Source organism: Meridianimarinicoccus zhengii (assembly GCF_003254465.1).
GTDB lineage: Bacteria > Pseudomonadota > Alphaproteobacteria > Rhodobacterales > Rhodobacteraceae > Meridianimarinicoccus > Meridianimarinicoccus zhengii.
On sequence record NZ_QDFI01000005.1, the window covers coordinates 26,107 to 44,112 of the forward strand.

Genomic DNA, 18,006 nt, shown 5'->3' on the forward strand with positions numbered 1-18,006 from the left:
CCGTTGACGCTGGGGACGTCTGGCGCGTGGTGCTGCACCGCCGCGACACATGTTAGGTCGACGCTTCCCCCGGCAGGACACGCGATACCGTGCCCAGACCGTATTGCGCCTAGGAAAGGGACGGATGTGCAGCCTCTCGATCTACAGCAGGGAAACGACGCCGTGGCTGATGACAATGCAGCGATTGCCGCGGACATGCAGCAGCAGTCGGAAAGGGCCGCGGCCTTTCTCAAGGCCCTCGCGCACGAGGGGCGCCTGCTGATCCTTTGCCACCTCAACACCGGCGAGAAATCCGTGACCGAACTGGAACGGCTGCTCGGACAGCGGCAGGCGGCGGTCAGCCAGCAGCTTGCACGCCTGCGGATGGAGGGGCTGGTGAAGTCGCGGCGCGAGGGCAAGGCGATCCATTATTCCATCGGCGACCCGCGCGCCGCGCGCATGATCTCGCTGATGTACGAAATCTTCTGCGCCGATGACGGGGCAGAGGATTGATGGGGGCGCGCGCTCCGGCGCAGGACGCGGAACATTTCGTGAAAATTTAGACATCTCTTAACGGATCGCGGGCCAAGGTGGCGCCATGCAGCGCAGGGAAGCAGCCGCCATGACACGTGCCGATCCATTCCGAGCGTCCGAGATTTCCCGTCGAAACGCACGCCTCTTCGGACGCATGCTCGACCCCGCCGAGGTTGTCTGCGCCTTGCGGCAGGACCGCGTCGTGCTGGCGTGGCAGCCGGTGATGCGCCCCGGCGCGCCGCAGCGCCCCGCCTTTCACGAGGCCTTGATGCGGCTTCGCCTGCCCTGCGGCGACATCGTCGCGCCGGGGCGTTTTCTGCCGCCGCTGGGCGAGGGCCCGATCGCGCGGGCGCTCGACCGCCATGTTCTCGGGCTCGCGCTGCGCGCGTTGCGGGACGATCCCGCCCTGCGCGTGTCGGTGAACGCGGCGCCTGCCAGCCTGGCCTGCCCGCGCTGGTTGTCGGCCCTTGCAAGCGGGCTGGCCGCCGCCGGACCGCTGGTAGCGGAGCGCCTGATCGTCGAGGTCACGGAACACGCCCCCCTGCCGGCCGCATCGCGCATGCCCGCGCCGCTGGCTTCGGCACGCGCGGCGGGCATGTGTCTTGCGCTGGACGATTTCGGGGCGGGGCACACGGCGTTCCGGCATTTGAGGGACTGGCGCTTCGACATCATCAAGGTCGCGGGCTGCTTTGCGCGCGGCGTGGACCGGTGCCCCGACAACCAGGTGCTGTTTCGCACCCTGTCCGGGCTCGCCCGCCATTTCGAGGCCATGATCGTCGCCGAGGGCGTTGAAGCCGCGGCCGAAGCCGCATGGTTGGAAGACGCTGGCATCGACGCGTTGCAGGGCTATCACGTCGCGCGCCCGGTGCTTGGTTCGCCGGGCCAAGGGTCGGCCGGGACGGAAGGAGCCGTCGCGCGACAGGCGGGCTAGCCATCCGGTTCCGGCGTCTGCGGATGGGACCGACGCGGGGCCGACGTTCCCCTCAACTGTGTTCACGTAGCCATGTGCCTATGGGCGAGACGCCGTCGCTGCGCGTGGGAGCTGCATCAGTCGGTCAGCGCCCGGTCAAGGCTTCCACGACCTCGGCCACCGACGGTGTCGGCCAGTCGAAGAGATCGCGTGTCGTGCTGTAGCCATCGCCGCCCATCCGCCCGATGGCATCCAGTTTCGCCGGGTCGGAATGGTAGTTCTCGAGGTCAATGATGTCCTCTCGCACATGGGCCATCTCGATCCGGCCCAAGATGATCTCGCGCGCGGCACTGACGGCGATGGAGACGTGGCGGCGGCATTCGAAGGCCACGGGCGCCTCGGCGATGCGCGGACAGGAGACCGTCACGCCGGGGATCGCGGTCAGCCCCGCCGCCTGCAACTCGTCCACCTCGGGCGGGAAGGGTGCGGCGGTGGCCGCCATCTGCGCGGTCATGGCCACGTCGCAGATGTTGACCGTAAATTCCTCCGTCTCGCGGATGTTCCAGGCCGTGTCCTTGAAACCGCGGTCGGGCTTGTTCTCCACCCCCAGCGCGAGGATGGGCGGGTCTGCCGAAAGGCAGTTGAAGAACGAATACGGGGCGGCATTCACCACACCACCGGCCGAGCGCGTCGTGACCCAGGCGATGGGCCGCGGCACGACGGTGCCGATAATGACCTTGTACGCCTCGCGCGGGCTCAGGTCGGCGAAGCGGATCGCATGATGGCTCATTGCGCAAGCTCCCGGCCGTAGCGCGCAAGGATCGCTTCCACCGTGTCGGGCGTCGCGTCGAATTTCGCACGATCGGCCACGGCGCCGAGATGGTGTTCCATCAGCGCCACCGCCCGCGCGGTATCGCCCGCACGGATTGCCGCGATGATCTGCGAATGCTCGTCCACGGCGCAGTCGGACGAATGGGAATTGGCGAACATCGCCATGATGAGCGAACAGCGTCGCACGACCTGCGTGACGTATTTCGCCAGCACGTCGTTCCCGCTGAGTTCCGCCATGAGCACGTGGAATTCCCCCGCAAGACGGATCGATACCGGGCCATCCTTGCCCTTCACGCCGTGTTCGCGCCGGACATGCGCCTCCAGCGCGTCGAAACCCGTGCGAGGCATGCGTTGCACCAGCAGCCGCGTGACCTCTGCCTCGAGACAGCGGCGCACCTCGAAGATCTGGCGGGCTTCCTCGAGCGTCGGTTCGGCCACGAAGGCCCCGCGATTGCGCTTCGACACGACCAGCCCTTCGGATTCGAGCCGCACCAGCGCGTGACGCACGATCGTGCGGCTGACGCCGAACTGTTCGCCGACCGTATCCTCCGGCAGGCGCATCCCCGGCTTGAGCGACTGCTCGATGATCGCCCGGCAGAGCAGATCATAGACCGCGTCGGTGGCCGTGCTTTTTCCGTGTTCAGACATGGATGGCTGTGCCCGTTTCTTCGGCGCCCGATGAAGAACGCATGCAATTTCTTACCCTAATTGGATACAAATGGCTGGACATGTCAACCCGGCATGTGCTTCATCGCCTTCAGGATCGTATCCAATCTGCGCCAGTAAGTCGGTGCAATCACCAGCCGAGGAGACCCGGATGAAACTGCGACATTTCCTATTCGTTACCGCCGCGACGAGCGCGCTCGCCCTGCCCGCGCAGGCTCAGAACATCCTCGACTGGGGGGCGAATCGTGACATCGGGTCGCTCGACCCGTATTCCTTCGGGGACAGTTTCACGATCAACGTGCTGAACCACGTGTATGAGGGGCTGGTCCGCTATGACCGCGACCTCGCCATCGAGCCCGCGCTGGCGACATCCTGGGAAATCCTCGACGACCAGGTGACATGGCGGTTCACTCTGCGCGAGGGCGTGACCTTCCACAACGGCAACCCCTTCACCGCCGAAGATGTTCAGGCGTCGCTCGAACGGGTCAGCCACGAGACCTCGCCGCTGAAGGGCAACCTGCCGGCCTATGTGTCGTCAAAGGTGGTGGACGACTACACCATCGACGTGACGCTGAACGGCACCTATCCTTTACTGCTCAACGATCTGACGAACATCCACATCTTCGACCGCGACTGGCTGGTGGACAACAACGCCGAACTGCCCACCGACATCGGTGCGGGTGTGGAAGGCTACGCCACCTACAACGCCAACGGCACGGGCCCCTTCATCGTCGAAAGCCGCCAGCCCGAGGCGCAGACGGTGTTCACGGTCAACCCCGACTGGTGGGACGAGGCCCAGCACAACCTCGACGGTTTCGTGCTGCGCCCCGTCACGTCCCCGGCGACGCGGGTCGCTGCGCTGTTGTCCGGCGAGATCGATTTCACCAACGACGCACCGGTGCAGGATCTGCCGCGGCTGGAAGCCTCGCCCGACGTGAACGTGCTCGAAGGGGTGGACCTGCGCACGGTCATGATCGGCTTTCCGTTCCGCGAGACGCTCGCATCCGGGGAACCGAACCCCTTTGCCGATATCCGGGTGCGCGAGGCGATGTACAAGGCCATCGACCTGCAACTGATCCACGACCGGATCATGCGCGGGAAAAGCAGGATCGCCGGGGCCGTCGTCGCCCCACCGATCCCCGGCTACACTGAAGACCTGGATACAATCCCCGCATACGATCTGGAAGGCGCGCAAGCGCTTCTGGCCGAGGCGGGCGTGCCCGAGGGCCTGTCCTTCGAATTCAACTGTCTGTCCGACGGGCTGGTGAACGAGGAACAGTTCTGCCAGGCGCTGGCCTCCATGTGGAGCCGCCTCGGCCTTGAGCCGCAACTCGACGTGGCGCCGCGCGCGGTGCAGTCGCCCAAGCGGACTGGCGGCAAGACCGATGTCTACACGCTGGGCTGGGCGACGCTGCCGATGCTCGACAGCTATTCGCCGCTCATCCAGATCTTCCATTCGAAGGAAGGCAACTCGGGCGTGTTCAACTGGGGCGACTGGTCCTACCCGGAGCTTGACGCGCTGGTGCAGGCGGCGGGCAGCGAGCTTGATCTCGATACGCGACTGAAGCTGCAAAACGACGCCATGCGGATAATCAAGGACAATCACATCATGATCCCGCTGCACCAGCAACCGATGGCCTGGGCCGTGACACCTGCTGTCAGCGACATGCCGCTTTTCCCGGACAACAAGCCGCGGCTGTGGTTCGCGCGCATGGGCGGCGACGGCTGATCCACCCTGCCCCACGGGTCCGGGCGCGTTCCCGGACCCAACCCGAGCGGAGACACCATGCTGGCATTCCTTCTCAAACGCACCGCCAACGCCGCCTTCGTGATGCTGGCGGTGGCGTTCCTCGCCTTCCTGATCTTCCGGTCCTTCGGCGACCCGGTGGAGATGATGGTGAACGAACAGGCCACCCAGGAAGATCGCGCCGAGCTGCGCGAACGGCTGGGCCTGAACGACGGCTTCTTCACACAGTATGTCCGGTTCGTCACAAACGCGGTGCAGGGGGATTTCGGCATTTCCTACCGCAACCAGCAGGACGTGATGGTCCTGATCGCCGAACGCCTGCCCGCGACCTTCGAACTGGTGCTGGTGGCGACCGTCATATCGCTGGTCGTGGGCATCCCGCTGGGGGTCATCACGGCGGTGCACCGCGACAGCCGTCTGGCGGATGCGCTGCAACTGACCTCGATCGTCGGCGTGTCGCTGCCCAGTTTCGTGGTCGGCATCCTGCTGATCCTCGCGTTTTCCGTGACGTTGGGCTGGCTGCCCGCCTTCGGTCGTGGCGAGACGGTGGATATCGGCTGGTGGTCCACGGGGCTGCTGACACCGTCGGGCCGGGCGGCGCTTGTGCTGCCCGCGGTATCGCTGTCGACGTTCCAGATCACGCTGGTCATGCGGCTGGTGCGCGCCGAGATGCTGGAAAGCCTGCGCGCCGATTACGTGAAATTCGCCCGCGCACGCGGAGTCCCGCGCCGCCGGGTCCACTGGGTACACGCCTTGCGCAACTGCCTGATGCCGGTCATCACGCTGACGGGGATGCAGATCGGCAACCTGATCGCCTTCGCGCTGGTCACGGAAACCGTATTCCAGTGGCCGGGGATGGGCCTGCTGTTCATCCAGGCGGTGACCTTCGTCGATATCCCCGTGATGGCCGCGTACCTGATGCTCGTGTCGTTCATCTTCGTCGTGCTGAACACAATCGTCGACGTGACCTATGCCTGGGTCGATCCGCGGCTGCGCGACGATACCGCCAAGGCGGGGGCGTCCAATGGCTGATCGCACCGACACCGCGCCCGTTGCTCCCACGCCGACCTCCCGGCTTGCGCGGCTGCGCGACAGTGACCTGTGGTATTCCTTCCGCGCGCACCCGTCCGCGATGTTCGCCGCCGGACTTCTGGTGGTGCTGGCGCTGACCGCCCTGGCCGCGCCGTGGATCACGCCGCAGAACCCCTATGACCTCGCGGCGCTGGAATTGTGGAACTCGGAAATCCCGCCGATCTGGAGCCCGCAAGGGCAATGGCCCTTCGTGCTCGGGACCGACGTGCAGGGGCGGGATATCTTCTCCGCGATCCTGTATGGCTCACGCATCTCGCTCATCATCGGGTTCGCGTCGGTAATCCTGGCTCTCACCGTGGGGCTCAGCCTCGGGCTGATCGCCGGGTATTTCGGCGGCTGGATCGACAACGTGATCATGCGCGTGGGCGACGTGCTGCTGTCGATGCCTTTCATCCTGATCGCCATCCTCATCTCGGCCATCGCCACGGCATCCCTGCCGACGGGCCTGAAAAGCGCGCTGGCCGCACCGATCCTGATCGTCGCCATCGCCGTGCCGTCATGGGTGCAATACGCCCGCACCGTGCGCGCATCGGCCATGGTGGAGCGCAAGAAGGAATACGTGCAGGCGGCGCGCCTGATCCGGGTGAAGTCGTGGCGCATCATGCTGCACCACATCCTGCCCAACACGCTGACGCCGATCATGGTCGCGGCCACGCTGAATTTCGGGCTGGCGATCCTGTCCGAGGCGACGCTGTCCTTCCTCGGCGTCGGCATGCCCGCGGACCAGCCCAGCCTTGGCACGCTGATCCGGATCGGCAACCAGTACCTATTCTCGGGCCTGTGGTGGATCGTGGTCTTCCCCGCCATCCAGCTCTGCCTGATCGTGCTATCGGTCAACATGATCGGTGACTGGCTGCGCGACGCTCTCAACCCCAAGCTGAATTGAGCCCCATGACCAACCTGACCCTGACGAACGTCCGCCCCATGGGCGCCGCTGCCACAAACCTGCACATCGCCGACGGGCGCTTTGCCGATGCCGCCCCCGAGGGCGCGGAGGTCATCGACTGCGGCGGGCGCATCCTGATCCCCGGACTAATCGAGGCGCACACCCATCTGGACAAGTCGCTGCTGGGTCTGCCGTGGTATCGCAACGAGGTCGGCCCGCGCCTGATCGACAAGATCGACAACGAGCGCGCGGTGAAGGTGTCGCTGGGTCTCGACCCGCGGGTGCAGTCTGAACGGCAGGCGATCCAGTCCGTGGCGTTCGGCACCACCCATATCCGCAGCCATGTGGACGTGGACACGCACCACGGGCTGGCGGGTGTCGAAGGCGTCATGGCCACCCGCGAAAAGCTGGCAGGCATCGTGGATATCGAAATCGTGGCATTTCCCCAGTCGGGCATGATCACCCGCCCCGGCACGGTGGAATTGATGGACGAGGCCCTGTCGATGGGGGTGGAGGTCGTCGGCGGGCTCGACCCCTGCGGCATCGACCGCGACCCGCGCGCGCATCTCGACGCGATCTTCGCGCTGGCGGACAAGCACGGCAAACCCATCGACATCCACCTGCACGAACGGGATGCGCTCGGGTGGCTTTCGATGGAAGAGATCCTGGTCCGCACCCGCGCCCACGGGATGCAGGGACAGGTCACGGTCAGCCATGCCTTCTGCCTTGGTGCCGCAGACCGCGCGGCCGTCGCGGCGTTGCAGGACCAACTGGCCGAGGCGCGCATCCACATCGTCACCACGGCGCCGTCCGCCACCACGGTCCCGGCGGTGAAGGAACTGCGCGCCTTGGGAATCCTGACCGGGTCCGGCTCGGACGGTATCCGCGACACATGGGGGCCTTACGGGAACGGCGACATGCTGGAACGCGCCATGTTCATCGGCCTGCGCAACAACCTGCGCCGGGACGACGAGGTCGAACTGGCGCTCGACATCTGCACCCATGGCGGGGCTGCGGTCATGGGCATCGACAGCTACGGCCTGACCCCCGGCTGTGCCGCCGACGCCGTGCTGGTCGAGGGCGAAACGGTGGCCGAAGCCGTGGCGCTGCGCGCCCCGCGCAAGCTGGTCCTGAAAGGCGGTCGCGTCACCGCGCGCGACGGCGCCTGCGTGCTGGACGCGCCATGACCCGCACCCTCCTGACAGCCCGCTGGGTGATCGGTTTCAACCGTGGCGGCCACATTGTGCACGAACACGGCTGCGTGCTGATTGACGGCGATCTCGTGGCCCATGTCGGCGCCATGCCCGATCCCCTGCCCGACTGCGACCGCATCGATTACGGTCAGGCAATCCTGTCGCCGGGCTTCATCGACCTTGACGCGCTGTCGGATCTCGACACCACGATCCTCGGGCTCGACAACTTTCCCGGTTGGGAAAAAGGGCGCGTCTGGCCGGACACCTATGTCGAACGCGGCCCTTACGAGATGTATTCCGAGGAAGAGCTTGCGTTCCAGAAACGCTTCGCCTTCGCCGCACTCATCCGCAACGGGATCACAACGGCGCTGCCCATCGCGTCGCTGTTCTACCGGGAATGGGACGAAACCGTGGCGGAGTTCGACGCGGCGGCGGACGCCGCCGAAGAGCTTGGCCTGCGCGCCTACCTTGGTCCCGCCTACCGCACCGGCGGGCAGGTCGTGGACACCGGCGGTGCGATCCGCGCGATTTATGACGAACCCCGCGGGCTGCGGGGGCTGCAGGACGCGGCGGCCTTCGCCGTCCGCATCGACGGGCGTGCAAAGGGCCGCCTTCGCGCCATGTTCGCCCCCGACCGGATCGAGACCTGTACGCCAACCCTTTTGTCCCGCACCGCCGCCATCGCCGCCGAGATGGGCGCGCCCGTCCGCCAGCACTGCCTGCAATCGGACACGGAACTGCGGCTGGTCCGCGAACAGCACGGCGTCAGCCCGATCCGCTTCATGGCCGACAATGGCGCGCTCGGGCCGAATTGGCTGCTGCCCCACGGCACCCACGCCACCGACAGGGACATGTCGCTGATCCGCGATGCAGGCGCGGCGCTGGTCCATTGCCCGCTGGTGGCCGCGCGGCATGGCGGCATGCTGCGGTCCCTGCCCCGCTGGCTGGACATGGGCATCACCGTGGGCATGGGCACCGACACATGGCCACCCGACATGGTCGCAAACATGCAGCTTGGCCTGATGACCGCCCGCATCGCCGACGGGCACGACGCGATCCGGTCGGAGGCGCTGTTCGACGCCGCCACGCTGGGCGGGGCGGCAGCACTGGGGCGGGACGATATCGGCCGGCTCGCCAAGGGGACGAAAGCCGACATCACGGTGATCGACCTGTCCACGACGCTCCAGACCACCGACCCGGTGCAGACGCTGTTGGCGTCGTGTTCGGGCCGCGACGTGCGCGACGTGTGGATCGACGGACGGCGTGTCATGGCGGACCGCGTCATCCCCGGCTTGGACGAGACCGCCGACATGATGTGCGCTCAGGCGCAGTTCGATGGGGTGGTGGCGAAGTATCCCGACCGGACACTCGGCCACCCGCCCGTCAGCCAGATCTTCCGCCCGTCCTATGAAAGGGTCACCCATGACCGACACCGTTCTTGACGTGCGCGACCTGCGGGTCGAATTCCCCACGCGGCGTGGGCTGCTGACCGCGCTCGACGGTGTGTCGCTGTCCATCCGGCGGGGCGAGATCCTTGGTGTCGTCGGCGAAAGCGGCGCGGGCAAGTCCATGACCGGGATGGCGATCCTCGGTCTGCTGGAACCGCCGGGCCGCATCGCGGGGGGCGCGATTCATCTGTCCGGCGACCGGATCGACACGCTGGCCGAACCCGCGATGGAAAAGGTCCGGGGCCGCCGCATCGGCGCGATCTTCCAGGACCCGCTCACGTCGCTCAACCCGCTCTTTCGCGTGGGCGACCAGTTGATCGAAACCATCCGCCTGCACACCGAACTGACGCGCGAACAGGCTGCCGAACGCGCCTTGGGCCTTTTGCGCGAGGTCGGCATCCCCGCGCCCGAGGACCGGATGAACAGCTACCCGCACCAGTTTTCCGGCGGCATGCGCCAGCGGGTGGTAATCGCGCTGGCGCTTTGTGCCGAACCCGAACTGATCGTCGCGGACGAACCGACCACCGCGCTCGACGTGTCGATCCAGGCGCAGATCACCGCGCTCTTGCGGCAGCTCTGCACCGACCGCGGCACCGCCGTGATGCTGGTCACCCACGACATGGGCGTGATCGCGGAAACCGCCGACCGCGTGGCGGTGATGTATGCCGGGCGGCTGGTGGAAACCGGCCCGGTGGACGACGTGGTCCGCCGCCCGCAGCACCCCTATACCGTGGGCCTGATGGGATCGATCCCCGGCCTGCGCCGCGATGTGGAGGAACTCAGCATGATCCCCGGCAGCATGCCCCGGCTCGACGCGATCCCGCCCGGCTGCGCCTTCAACCCCCGCTGCGACCATGCAGGCCCCCGCTGCCGCCGCGAGGCCCCGCGCGTGGCCGGCGAAGGGGCCGCCTGCTGGCTCGCCATGGAAGGAACCACCGCATGACCCGCGCAGACGCCATCCTCGAAGTGGACGCGCTTGAACGGCGCTTCGACGTGTCCGCCCCCTGGCTCAACCGCATGCTGGAAAACAAGCCCCGCCGCACTCTGCGCGCGGTGGACGGGGTCGATTTCGCCATCCCGCGCGGGCGCACGCTGGCGCTGGTTGGCGAATCCGGCTGCGGGAAAAGCACCATCGCCAAGCTGGTGACCGGCCTGTACCCGCCATCGGACGGCGCGATCCGCTTCCACGGCGACCGCGACCGGGTGCAGATGATATTCCAGGACCCTTACGCCTCGCTCAACCCGCGTTGGCGGGTGGGTCGGATCATCGCTGAACCGCTGCGCACCCTTCGCCCCGACACGACTGACGCCGAGGCCGAGGCGCGGGTGGCCGAATTGCTGGGTATCGTCGGGCTGTCGCCCACGGACGCCGCGAAATACCCGCACGCGTTCTCGGGCGGCCAGCGGCAGCGCATTTCCATCGCGCGCGCGCTGGCGGGGGAACCCGAGTTCCTCGTCTGCGACGAACCCACATCCGCGCTCGATGTCAGCGTGCAGGCACAGGTGCTGAACCTGATGAAGCGGCTTCAGCGCGAATTCGGCCTGACTTACCTGTTCATCAGCCACGACCTGTCCGTGGTGCGCCACATGGCCGACGAGATCGCGGTGATGTATCTGGGGCGGATCGTGGAATTGCAGCCCACGGCGGACCTGTTCGCCAACCCGCTGCACCCGTATACGCGGATGCTGCTCGACACGATCCCGGACCTGGAAAGACCCAATCGGAACCGCAGCCCGATGCGGGGCGAGGTGCCGTCGCCCATCGCCCCGCCGCCGGGATGCAGCTTTCACCCACGCTGCCCGCTTGCAAATGACCGTTGCCGCACCGAACGGCCCAGCCGCCAGGAAAGGGTTTTGTCCGGGCGCGTCGCCTGCTTCGCCGCCGAGGAGGGCCGCACATGAGCTATGATGACGCGTTCATGCGCCGCGCGATCGAGATTTCCGCGCAGGCTCTTGACCAGCCGGGGCTGGAGCCCTTCGGCGCGGTGGTCGTGAAGGACGGCAAGATCGTCGGCGAAGGGATCAACCGGTCGCTGGCCAATTTCGACCCCACGTCCCACGGCGAGACCGAGGCGATCCGCAACGCCGCGCGCAACCTGCGCACGGTCGATCTGCGCGGCTGCGACCTGTACACGAGTTGCGAGCCTTGCGCGCTGTGTGTCGCAGCCATGGCCATCGCGGGCATTTCGCGGCTCTACTACGCCGCCGATATGGCGCAGGCAGGCGCGGCGTTGGGGGCACTGCCGGAAAGCGCGCGGTTTCCCATCGACGTGGACCACCTGACCCACGAATGCGCGCACCCCGTGGGCGCGCGCCGGATGCCAGCCGAACAGGCCCGCGGGGACGAGGCCGCGGCGATCCTGCACGCGTGGGCCGCGGCGCGCACCGGTGACGCGCCGCCATAGACACGCGCACGCGTTACGCGAACGCGCCTGTCCCTAGCGTCGCCCCCGGTGCAGGGGAGCTAGTTTGCGCCCCCATGCGGGCCGACCCGTAGGCCCGCCGCCGTGTCAAGCGCCGCGCAGCGTCAATGCTCTGCCATCCGCGCCAGCGCCTGCGCCACCTGGTCTGCAAAGCGTGACGTGGCGACTGACAGCACGCGCCCGCGCATCTGGCCCAGAAGCAGATCGCCGGGTGGCATGTCGCGCTCCGAGATCGGGCGGAACGACAGTCCTGCATCCATCGTCTGCGACAGGCCGATCGGTATCTGAAATCCGACCGCGCGTTCATGCATGACGTAGTAGCGGATCAGCTCGAACGACTCCGTTTCGACCACCGGCGCGACCGTGCGGCCAATCCGCTTCGCCGCCATGTCGAGCAGCCCGCGCACACCGTATTTCTGAGCCGGGGCGATATGGGGAAAGTCGAGACAGTCCCGCAGTCGAAGCTCCGACCGCTGGGCAAGGGGATGGTCCTGCGCGAAAAGCGCGCAGACCGGCTGCGGCAAGGCATGGAGCACTTCGAAATCCACCAAGACGCGCGGTTCGAACACGAGCGCCAGATCGCTGCGAAAGCTGACCAGCTCTGCCTCGGCCTGTTCGCGGTCGCGCACGTTGACCGCGAAGGTCACGCCCGGATGGGCGTTGCGGTAGGCGGCGATCTGTTGCGGCAGGAAAAACGGCAGAAGCGCCTGTGAACAGGCGATGGTCACATGACCGCGCCGCACCCCGGTCAGGTCCGCGACCTGGCTTTGGACCCGTGCCAGGTCTGAGCGTTGCGCGCGATAGTGTTGCAGCACCAGTTCGCCCGCCGGGTTCAGACGCACGCCGCGCGGCAGACGTTCGAAAATCTGCGAGCCGAACTCCCGCTCGAACCGGCCAAGGCGGCGATTGAGCGCCGAAGCGGTGATGTTGGAATCTTCCGCCGCCTTGCGGATCGACCCGGCGCGGGCAATCGCCTCGATCAGGCGGAACGTATCAAGATGCTGCATCATGGCTCTCCACAACCGGTGCATCTGATACACCGGATCGGTGAAATCATAGCATTTTGAGAACTGCATGGAATCTGCCACGCTGCAAGGAAGAATGCTTCGCCCCATCTCAAAAGGCCGCCGCCCATGCACACTGACCGCAGACATTTCCTGAAGCTGACCGCCGCCGCTGGCGGTGCTGCCATGACACCGTTCGCCTGGGCGACCAGGGCCGACGCACAGGGGTTGGAAACGATGGTCGTCGCCTCGGGCCAGACCATCAACAGCCTCGATCTGCACCGCACCGGCACGAACCGCGCCAGCTACCAGGTGGCGATCAACTGCTACGACCGGCTCGTGGGCTTCGGGTCGCGCCAGTTGCCCACCGGCGAGATGTCCTATGACTACGACACTATCGTTCCCGAACTGGCCGAAAGCTGGACCATTTCGGACGATGGCCTGATCCTGACCTTCACGCTGAAACCCGACGCCACCTTTACCGATGGCAGTCCGGTCACGGCGGCGGATGTGAAATGGTCCTTCGACCGCGCAGTCACCGTGGGCGGCTTCCCGTCGACGCAGATGCGCGCGGGCGGGTTCTTCCGCCCCGACCAGTTCGAGGCGGTTGACGACCGGACCTTCGTGCTGCGGCTCGATTATCCGTCCAAGCTGTCGCTGCCGAACCTTGCCGTTCCGGTGCCCTTCATCATCAACTCCGCCGTCGCCAAGGCGAACGCGACCGAGGCCGACCCATGGGCGATGGAATTCCTGCACACCACCACCGCCGGATCGGGCGCCTATACCGTCGCGCGCTGGGACCAGGGCCAGCAGATCGTCTATGACCGGAACGACGCATGGACCGGCGGGCCGCTGCCCGAAATCCGGCGCGTCATCATGCGCGAGGTGCCGAACAATTCGACCCGCCGGGCACTGGTCGAACGGGGTGACGTGCAGGTGTCGTTCGACATACCCGACCGCGATGCCTCGGAACTGGTCGACACGGTCGACGTGTTCTCCACGCCCATCGAGAACTGCATCCACTGCGCCTGCCTGAACACGAAGTTCGAGCCGTTCCAGGACCCGGAGGTCCGCAAGGCCATCGCTCACGCAATCCCTTACGAGGCGATCTTCCAGTCCGCCGCCTATGGTCGCGGTGCGCCGATGTGGGGTGGCGCGGCCGAAATCGCCGATACCGCGTGGCCGCGCCCCTTCCCCTATGCAACCGACATGGACAAGGCGCGCGCCCATCTCGAAGCCTCCAGCTTCGCGTCCGGCTTCCCGGTGCAGATGTCCATCAGCCTCGACCTGGCAAGCTGGATGGAACCGACCGCGCTGCTGATCCAGGAAAGCCTCGGCCAGCTTGGCATCACCACGACGGTGGAACGCATCCCCGGCGCCAACTGGCGCACGGTGGCACTGGTCGAGAAGTCGCTCGATTTCCACCTCGAGAATTTCGGCGGCTGGCTGAACACGCCGGATTACTACTTCTTCTGGGCCTATCAGAAGGACCGGCTGTTCAATTCCTCCAACTACGCCAACGAGGAGGTGCACGAACTGACCGACCGCGCCCTGCACATGTCGATGGACGATCCGGAATGGGCCCCGATGATCAAGCGGATGTTCGAGATCGTCATCGACGACCTGCCGCGCATTCCGCTCTATCAGCCGGCGCTGAACGTGGCGGTCAACGGGGCCTCGGGCTACGAGTTCTGGTTTCACCGCCAGCTCGACCCGCGCCGCATGACAGGCGCCTGAGCCATGGCCGGGCGGGTGCGCGCGATCGGGCTGCGGCTGGCGCAGACCGTGCCGGTCATCATCGGGGTGATCGTGATCAGTTTCATCCTGACACGCGCCCTGCCCGGCGACCCGGCGGTCTATTTCGCCGGGGCCATGGCCGACGAACAATCCATCCAGCAGGTGCGCGAGACGCTCGGCCTCGACAAGCCGCTGGTGGCGCAATTCTTCCTCTATGTCGGAGACCTGCTGCAGGGCGACTTGGGACGGTCGATCAGCACGGGGCAACCTGTGCTGACCGATCTCGCCATGCGCCTGCCCGCCTCGCTGGAACTGACGCTGTCGGCGCTGGTGCTGTCCTGCATCATCGCCATTCCGCTCGGCGTTCTGGCAGCGGTGCGGCAGGGGTCGTGGATCGACCATCTGTGCCGGGTGCTGGTGACGGCGGGCGTGTCGCTGCCCACGTTCTTCACCGGGATCCTGCTGGTCTACGTGTTCTACTATCTGCTGGGCTGGGCACCTTCGCCGCTCGGGCGTCTCGACTTCATCTATTTCGAACCGCCGCGCGTCACCGGCTTCTACCTGATCGACAGCCTGATCGCGGGCGATCTTGAGACCTTCGCCGCCACACTGCGACAGCTGGCCCTTCCCACCATAACGCTGGCCCTGTTCACGCTCGCGCCCATCGCGCGGATGACGCGGGCGGCGATGCTGCAGGCGCTGTCGTCCGACTACATCCGCACCGCCCGCGCGGCGGGCCTGTCGCGCGGCAAGATCCTGTTCGGCTATGGCCTGCGCAACGCGCTGCTGCCGGTGGTCACCACGCTGGGAATGGTGTTTTCCTTCGTGCTGGGCGCCAACGTGCTGGTGGAAAAGGTCTTCGCCTGGCCCGGCATCGGGTCCTACGCGGTCGAGGCGCTGGTCGCGTCGGACTATGCCGCCGTGCAGGGCTTCGTGCTGGCGATGGCGTTTCTCTTCGTGACGCTCAATCTCATCATCGATCTCAGTTACGCGCTGATCGATCCGCGCATCGGGTTCGACACCAAATGACCGACGCCACGCAGGTTCCGGGCCGCAAACCCGATGGCGCATGGGCACATCTGCTGCACGTGCTGCGCGAGAACCCCGTGACCATGCTGTCCTTCGGCATGTTCGCCTTCTTCCTGCTGCAGGCGGTCTTCGGCGCGATGCTGGTGCCGCACGACCCGCTGGCGACCAACGCCACAAACGCGCTGCAACCGCCCAACTGGACCCACTGGTTCGGCACCGACAGCCTGGGTCGGGACGTGTTCAGCCGCGTGGTGGTGGCGACCCGGCTGGACCTGACGATCTCGGTGCTGGCGGTGGCGATCTCCTTCGTGATCGGGTCGGTGCTCGGGGCCATCGCCGGCTATTGGGGCGGCTGGATCGACGCGGTGCTGAACCGCATCCTCGACACGATCATGGCCTTTCCGCTGTTCGTCCTGGCCATGGGGATCGTCGCCGCCCTGGGCAACACGATCGAGAACATCATCTACGCGACCGCGTTGATCAACATCCCCTTCTATGCCCGGCTCGTGCGGGCCGAGGTCAACATCCGGCGCGAGGCAGGGTTCGCGCTGGCCGCGCGTCTGTCGGGCAACTCGCACCTGTGCACGCTCGCCTTCCACATCTTCCCGAACGCCCTGCCGCCGATGATGGTGCAGGTGTCGCTGAACATGGGCTGGGCGATCCTGAACGCGGCGGGTCTGTCCTTCATCGGGCTGGGTGTGCGTCCGCCGACGCCGGAATGGGGCATCATGGTCGCCGAAGGGGCCAACTACATCATCTCGGGCCACTGGTGGGTCGCGCTGTTTCCGGGGCTGTGGCTGATGCTGGCGGTCTTCACCTTCAACCTGATGGGCGACGGTCTGCGTGACATCGTCGACCCGCGCCGGAGAACGTGAAATGCTGAGCATCAAGGATTTCGCGGTCTCTTTCCGCACACGACGTGGCGAGGTGGAGGCGGTGCGCGGCATATCCCTCGACCTCGCGACGGGTGAGACGCTGGGCATCGTCGGCGAAAGCGGATCGGGCAAATCGGTCACGTCCTACGCGCTGATGCGCATCCTCGACGCGGGCGGGCGGATCAAGGCGGGCAGCGCGACGTTCGACGGGCGCGATCTGGCGCAGGCTGCGGAACGCGACATGCAGGCGATCCGCGGTCGCGAGATCAGCATGATCTTCCAGAACCCCCGCGCGGCGCTGAACCCGATCCGCAAGGTCGGCCACCAGTTGGAGGACGTGCTGCGCCGCCATGGCCGCGCGACCCGCGCCAACGCCCGCGCCAAGGCCATCGAGGCGCTCGAAGCCGTGCGTATCCGGGACGCCGAAGCGCGCTATGATGCCTACCCGTTCGAGTTGTCGGGCGGCATGTGCCAGCGGGTCGTCTTCGCCATCGCCCTCGCCTGCGGTCCGCGCCTGCTAATCGCCGACGAACCGACCACGGGCCTCGACATCACCACGCAAAAGGCGGTGATGGACCTTGTGCGCGACCTGACGCGGGATCGCGGGATGTCATCGATCCTGATCACCCACGACCTTGGCCTAGCGGCGGAATATTGCGACCGGCTTGCGGTCATGAAGGACGGAAAGATCGTGGAAACCGGCCCCGCCGCAGCACTGTTCGCCGACCCGAGGCACCCCTATACCCGCAAGCTGGTCGATGCGACGCCGCGTCCCGGTGCAGGCTTGCGCGACCTGCTGCCGGTCGAGACGCGCACGCCGCTGGCCGATCACGCGCCTGGCGACCGGGCGCTGGTGCAGGTGCGCGACCTTGTGAAGACCTATCCGGGCAAGTCCGGGCCGGTGCACGCGGTCAAGGGTATTTCCTTCACCATCCGCGAAGGCCAGAGCGTCGGGCTGGTGGGCGAGTCGGGCTGCGGCAAGTCGACAACATCCTCCATGCTGGTGCGCTTGCTTGACCGAACGTCGGGCGACATCCTGTTCGACGGGTTCGACATCGCGGCCATTCCCGCCGACCGTTTCGTGCGCGACGCGCGACGCAGCCAGATCCAGATGGTGTTCCAGGACGCCACCGACAGCCTCAACCCGCGCCATTCCGCCCGCCAGACCATCGCCGACCCCATCCTGCGGATGAGCGATCTGCGCGGCACGGCCCTGACCGCCCGGATCGAGGAACTGGCGACCCTGTGCGGCTTGCCCCTGCCGCTGCTGGACCGCTTCCCGCACCAGTTGTCGGGCGGGCAGAAGGCGCGGGTGGGCATCGCGCGGGCCATCGCCCTCGATCCTAAGTTCCTGATCCTCGATGAACCAACCGCGGCGCTGGACGTGTCCATTCAGGCGGTGGTGCTGAACCTGCTGGCCGACCTGCGCGCCCGGCTCGGCATGACCTATCTGTTCGTCAGCCACGATCTGAACGTGGTGAGGCTGCTCTGCGACCATGTCATCGTGATGCAGGGGGGAGAGATCGTCGAACAGGGGCCCGCCGCGCGGGTCATGGATGCGCCGCGGCATCTCTATACCCGCACCCTTCTGGCCGCAGCGCCGAGGCCGCCGGCCGCGATTGCGCCCGCGACGACATCCGCTGCCGAATAAG

At 66.7% G+C, this 18,006-nt stretch carries 17 protein-coding genes; 14 read left to right on the forward strand and 3 right to left on the reverse strand.

What is annotated here, in order from left to right; all coding sequences use genetic code 11:
* The first annotated feature begins 195 nt into the window (after positions 1-195).
* Positions 196-492, forward strand: a complete 297-nt coding sequence (locus DDE13_RS02535) for an ArsR/SmtB family transcription factor (protein WP_111401274.1) — start codon at positions 196-198, stop codon at positions 490-492.
* A 109-nt stretch (positions 493-601) separates the two neighbouring features.
* Complete coding sequence (locus tag DDE13_RS02540; RefSeq protein WP_162630831.1) at positions 602-1,444, forward strand: EAL domain-containing protein; 843 nt, start codon at positions 602-604, stop codon at positions 1,442-1,444.
* A 124-nt stretch (positions 1,445-1,568) separates the two neighbouring features.
* Here the strand turns inward: DDE13_RS02540 and DDE13_RS02545 are convergent, their stop codons facing one another.
* Entirely contained in the window at positions 1,569-2,213 is a 645-nt protein-coding gene (locus DDE13_RS02545; RefSeq protein WP_111401183.1) for a flavin reductase family protein, read from the reverse strand.
* Positions 2,210-2,902 (reverse strand): GntR family transcriptional regulator, encoded by a 693-nt coding sequence (locus DDE13_RS02550; RefSeq protein ID WP_111401184.1) that lies wholly within the window; start codon positions 2,900-2,902, stop codon positions 2,210-2,212. The genes DDE13_RS02545 and DDE13_RS02550 overlap by 4 nt, the downstream gene beginning before the upstream one ends.
* Before the next feature lie 169 nt (positions 2,903-3,071).
* Here DDE13_RS02550 and DDE13_RS02555 point away from each other — a divergent pair, with 169 nt between their 5' ends.
* From DDE13_RS02555 to DDE13_RS02590, 8 genes are read left to right on the forward strand one after another with little or no spacing between them, the layout of a single operon-like run.
* A complete protein-coding gene (locus tag DDE13_RS02555; protein ID WP_111401185.1) occupies positions 3,072-4,649 on the forward strand; it encodes an ABC transporter substrate-binding protein in 1,578 nt (525 codons plus the stop codon).
* Between the two features lie 57 nt (positions 4,650-4,706).
* Complete coding sequence (locus DDE13_RS02560; protein ID WP_111401186.1) at positions 4,707-5,699, forward strand: ABC transporter permease; 993 nt, start codon at positions 4,707-4,709, stop codon at positions 5,697-5,699.
* Positions 5,692-6,645, forward strand: coding sequence for an ABC transporter permease (locus tag DDE13_RS02565; RefSeq protein WP_111401187.1), 954 nt, complete (start codon positions 5,692-5,694; stop codon positions 6,643-6,645). Before DDE13_RS02560 ends, DDE13_RS02565 begins: the two co-directional genes overlap by 8 nt.
* 5 nt (positions 6,646-6,650) lie before the next feature.
* A complete protein-coding gene (locus tag DDE13_RS02570; protein ID WP_111401188.1) occupies positions 6,651-7,832 on the forward strand; it encodes an amidohydrolase family protein in 1,182 nt (393 codons plus the stop codon).
* Positions 7,829-9,280 carry a chlorohydrolase family protein gene (locus DDE13_RS02575; RefSeq protein ID WP_111401189.1) on the forward strand — a complete coding sequence of 484 codons (1,452 nt, stop codon included), beginning with the start codon at positions 7,829-7,831 and terminating at the stop codon, positions 9,278-9,280. Before DDE13_RS02570 ends, DDE13_RS02575 begins: the two co-directional genes overlap by 4 nt.
* Entirely contained in the window at positions 9,261-10,229 is a 969-nt protein-coding gene (locus DDE13_RS02580) for an ABC transporter ATP-binding protein (protein WP_111401190.1), read from the forward strand. The genes DDE13_RS02575 and DDE13_RS02580 overlap by 20 nt, the downstream gene beginning before the upstream one ends.
* Complete coding sequence (locus tag DDE13_RS02585) at positions 10,226-11,188, forward strand: ABC transporter ATP-binding protein (RefSeq protein ID WP_111401191.1); 963 nt, start codon at positions 10,226-10,228, stop codon at positions 11,186-11,188. Before DDE13_RS02580 ends, DDE13_RS02585 begins: the two co-directional genes overlap by 4 nt.
* A complete protein-coding gene (locus DDE13_RS02590; protein WP_111401192.1) occupies positions 11,185-11,691 on the forward strand; it encodes a nucleoside deaminase in 507 nt (168 codons plus the stop codon). The genes DDE13_RS02585 and DDE13_RS02590 overlap by 4 nt, the downstream gene beginning before the upstream one ends.
* Before the next feature lie 122 nt (positions 11,692-11,813).
* Here the strand turns inward: DDE13_RS02590 and DDE13_RS02595 are convergent, their stop codons facing one another.
* On the reverse strand, positions 11,814-12,716 hold the full coding sequence (locus DDE13_RS02595; RefSeq protein WP_111401276.1) for a LysR family transcriptional regulator: 903 nt from the start codon (positions 12,714-12,716) through the stop codon (positions 11,814-11,816).
* A 126-nt stretch (positions 12,717-12,842) separates the two neighbouring features.
* Between DDE13_RS02595 and DDE13_RS02600 the strand changes: the two genes are divergently transcribed.
* The 4 genes from DDE13_RS02600 to DDE13_RS02615 are packed head-to-tail and all read left to right on the forward strand — an operon-like array spanning position 12,843 to position 18,005.
* Positions 12,843-14,450 carry an ABC transporter substrate-binding protein gene (locus DDE13_RS02600; RefSeq protein WP_111401193.1) on the forward strand — a complete coding sequence of 536 codons (1,608 nt, stop codon included), beginning with the start codon at positions 12,843-12,845 and terminating at the stop codon, positions 14,448-14,450.
* 3 nt (positions 14,451-14,453) lie between these two features.
* Complete coding sequence (locus DDE13_RS02605; RefSeq protein WP_111401194.1) at positions 14,454-15,479, forward strand: ABC transporter permease; 1,026 nt, start codon at positions 14,454-14,456, stop codon at positions 15,477-15,479.
* A complete protein-coding gene (locus DDE13_RS02610) occupies positions 15,476-16,354 on the forward strand; it encodes an ABC transporter permease (RefSeq protein ID WP_111401195.1) in 879 nt (292 codons plus the stop codon). The genes DDE13_RS02605 and DDE13_RS02610 overlap by 4 nt, the downstream gene beginning before the upstream one ends.
* A 1-nt stretch (position 16,355) precedes the next feature.
* Entirely contained in the window at positions 16,356-18,005 is a 1,650-nt protein-coding gene (locus DDE13_RS02615; RefSeq protein WP_111401196.1) for a dipeptide ABC transporter ATP-binding protein, read from the forward strand.
* The last annotated feature ends 1 nt before the right edge of the window (position 18,006 follow it).

What these genes read in the sequence shown, in the direction of transcription:
- DDE13_RS02570 (WP_111401188.1), top strand. Translation starts at nt 6,651, where the DNA reads ATGACCAACCTGACCCTGACGAACGTCCGCCCCATGGGCGCCGCTGCC.
- DDE13_RS02540 (WP_162630831.1), top strand. Translation starts at nt 602, where the DNA reads ATGACACGTGCCGATCCATTCCGAGCGTCCGAGATTTCCCGTCGAAAC.
- DDE13_RS02550 (WP_111401184.1), bottom strand. Translation starts at nt 2,902, where the DNA reads ATGTCTGAACACGGAAAAAGCACGGCCACCGACGCGGTCTATGATCTG.
- DDE13_RS02590 (WP_111401192.1), top strand. Translation starts at nt 11,185, where the DNA reads ATGAGCTATGATGACGCGTTCATGCGCCGCGCGATCGAGATTTCCGCG.
- DDE13_RS02575 (WP_111401189.1), top strand. Translation starts at nt 7,829, where the DNA reads ATGACCCGCACCCTCCTGACAGCCCGCTGGGTGATCGGTTTCAACCGT.
- DDE13_RS02605 (WP_111401194.1), top strand. Translation starts at nt 14,454, where the DNA reads ATGGCCGGGCGGGTGCGCGCGATCGGGCTGCGGCTGGCGCAGACCGTG.
- DDE13_RS02600 (WP_111401193.1), top strand. Translation starts at nt 12,843, where the DNA reads ATGCACACTGACCGCAGACATTTCCTGAAGCTGACCGCCGCCGCTGGC.
- DDE13_RS02560 (WP_111401186.1), top strand. Translation starts at nt 4,707, where the DNA reads ATGCTGGCATTCCTTCTCAAACGCACCGCCAACGCCGCCTTCGTGATG.
- DDE13_RS02565 (WP_111401187.1), top strand. Translation starts at nt 5,692, where the DNA reads ATGGCTGATCGCACCGACACCGCGCCCGTTGCTCCCACGCCGACCTCC.
- DDE13_RS02580 (WP_111401190.1), top strand. Translation starts at nt 9,261, where the DNA reads ATGACCGACACCGTTCTTGACGTGCGCGACCTGCGGGTCGAATTCCCC.
- DDE13_RS02535 (WP_111401274.1), top strand. Translation starts at nt 196, where the DNA reads ATGCAGCAGCAGTCGGAAAGGGCCGCGGCCTTTCTCAAGGCCCTCGCG.
- DDE13_RS02585 (WP_111401191.1), top strand. Translation starts at nt 10,226, where the DNA reads ATGACCCGCGCAGACGCCATCCTCGAAGTGGACGCGCTTGAACGGCGC.
- DDE13_RS02610 (WP_111401195.1), top strand. Translation starts at nt 15,476, where the DNA reads ATGACCGACGCCACGCAGGTTCCGGGCCGCAAACCCGATGGCGCATGG.
- DDE13_RS02545 (WP_111401183.1), bottom strand. Translation starts at nt 2,213, where the DNA reads ATGAGCCATCATGCGATCCGCTTCGCCGACCTGAGCCCGCGCGAGGCG.
- DDE13_RS02595 (WP_111401276.1), bottom strand. Translation starts at nt 12,716, where the DNA reads ATGCAGCATCTTGATACGTTCCGCCTGATCGAGGCGATTGCCCGCGCC.
- DDE13_RS02615 (WP_111401196.1), top strand. Translation starts at nt 16,356, where the DNA reads ATGCTGAGCATCAAGGATTTCGCGGTCTCTTTCCGCACACGACGTGGC.
- DDE13_RS02555 (WP_111401185.1), top strand. Translation starts at nt 3,072, where the DNA reads ATGAAACTGCGACATTTCCTATTCGTTACCGCCGCGACGAGCGCGCTC.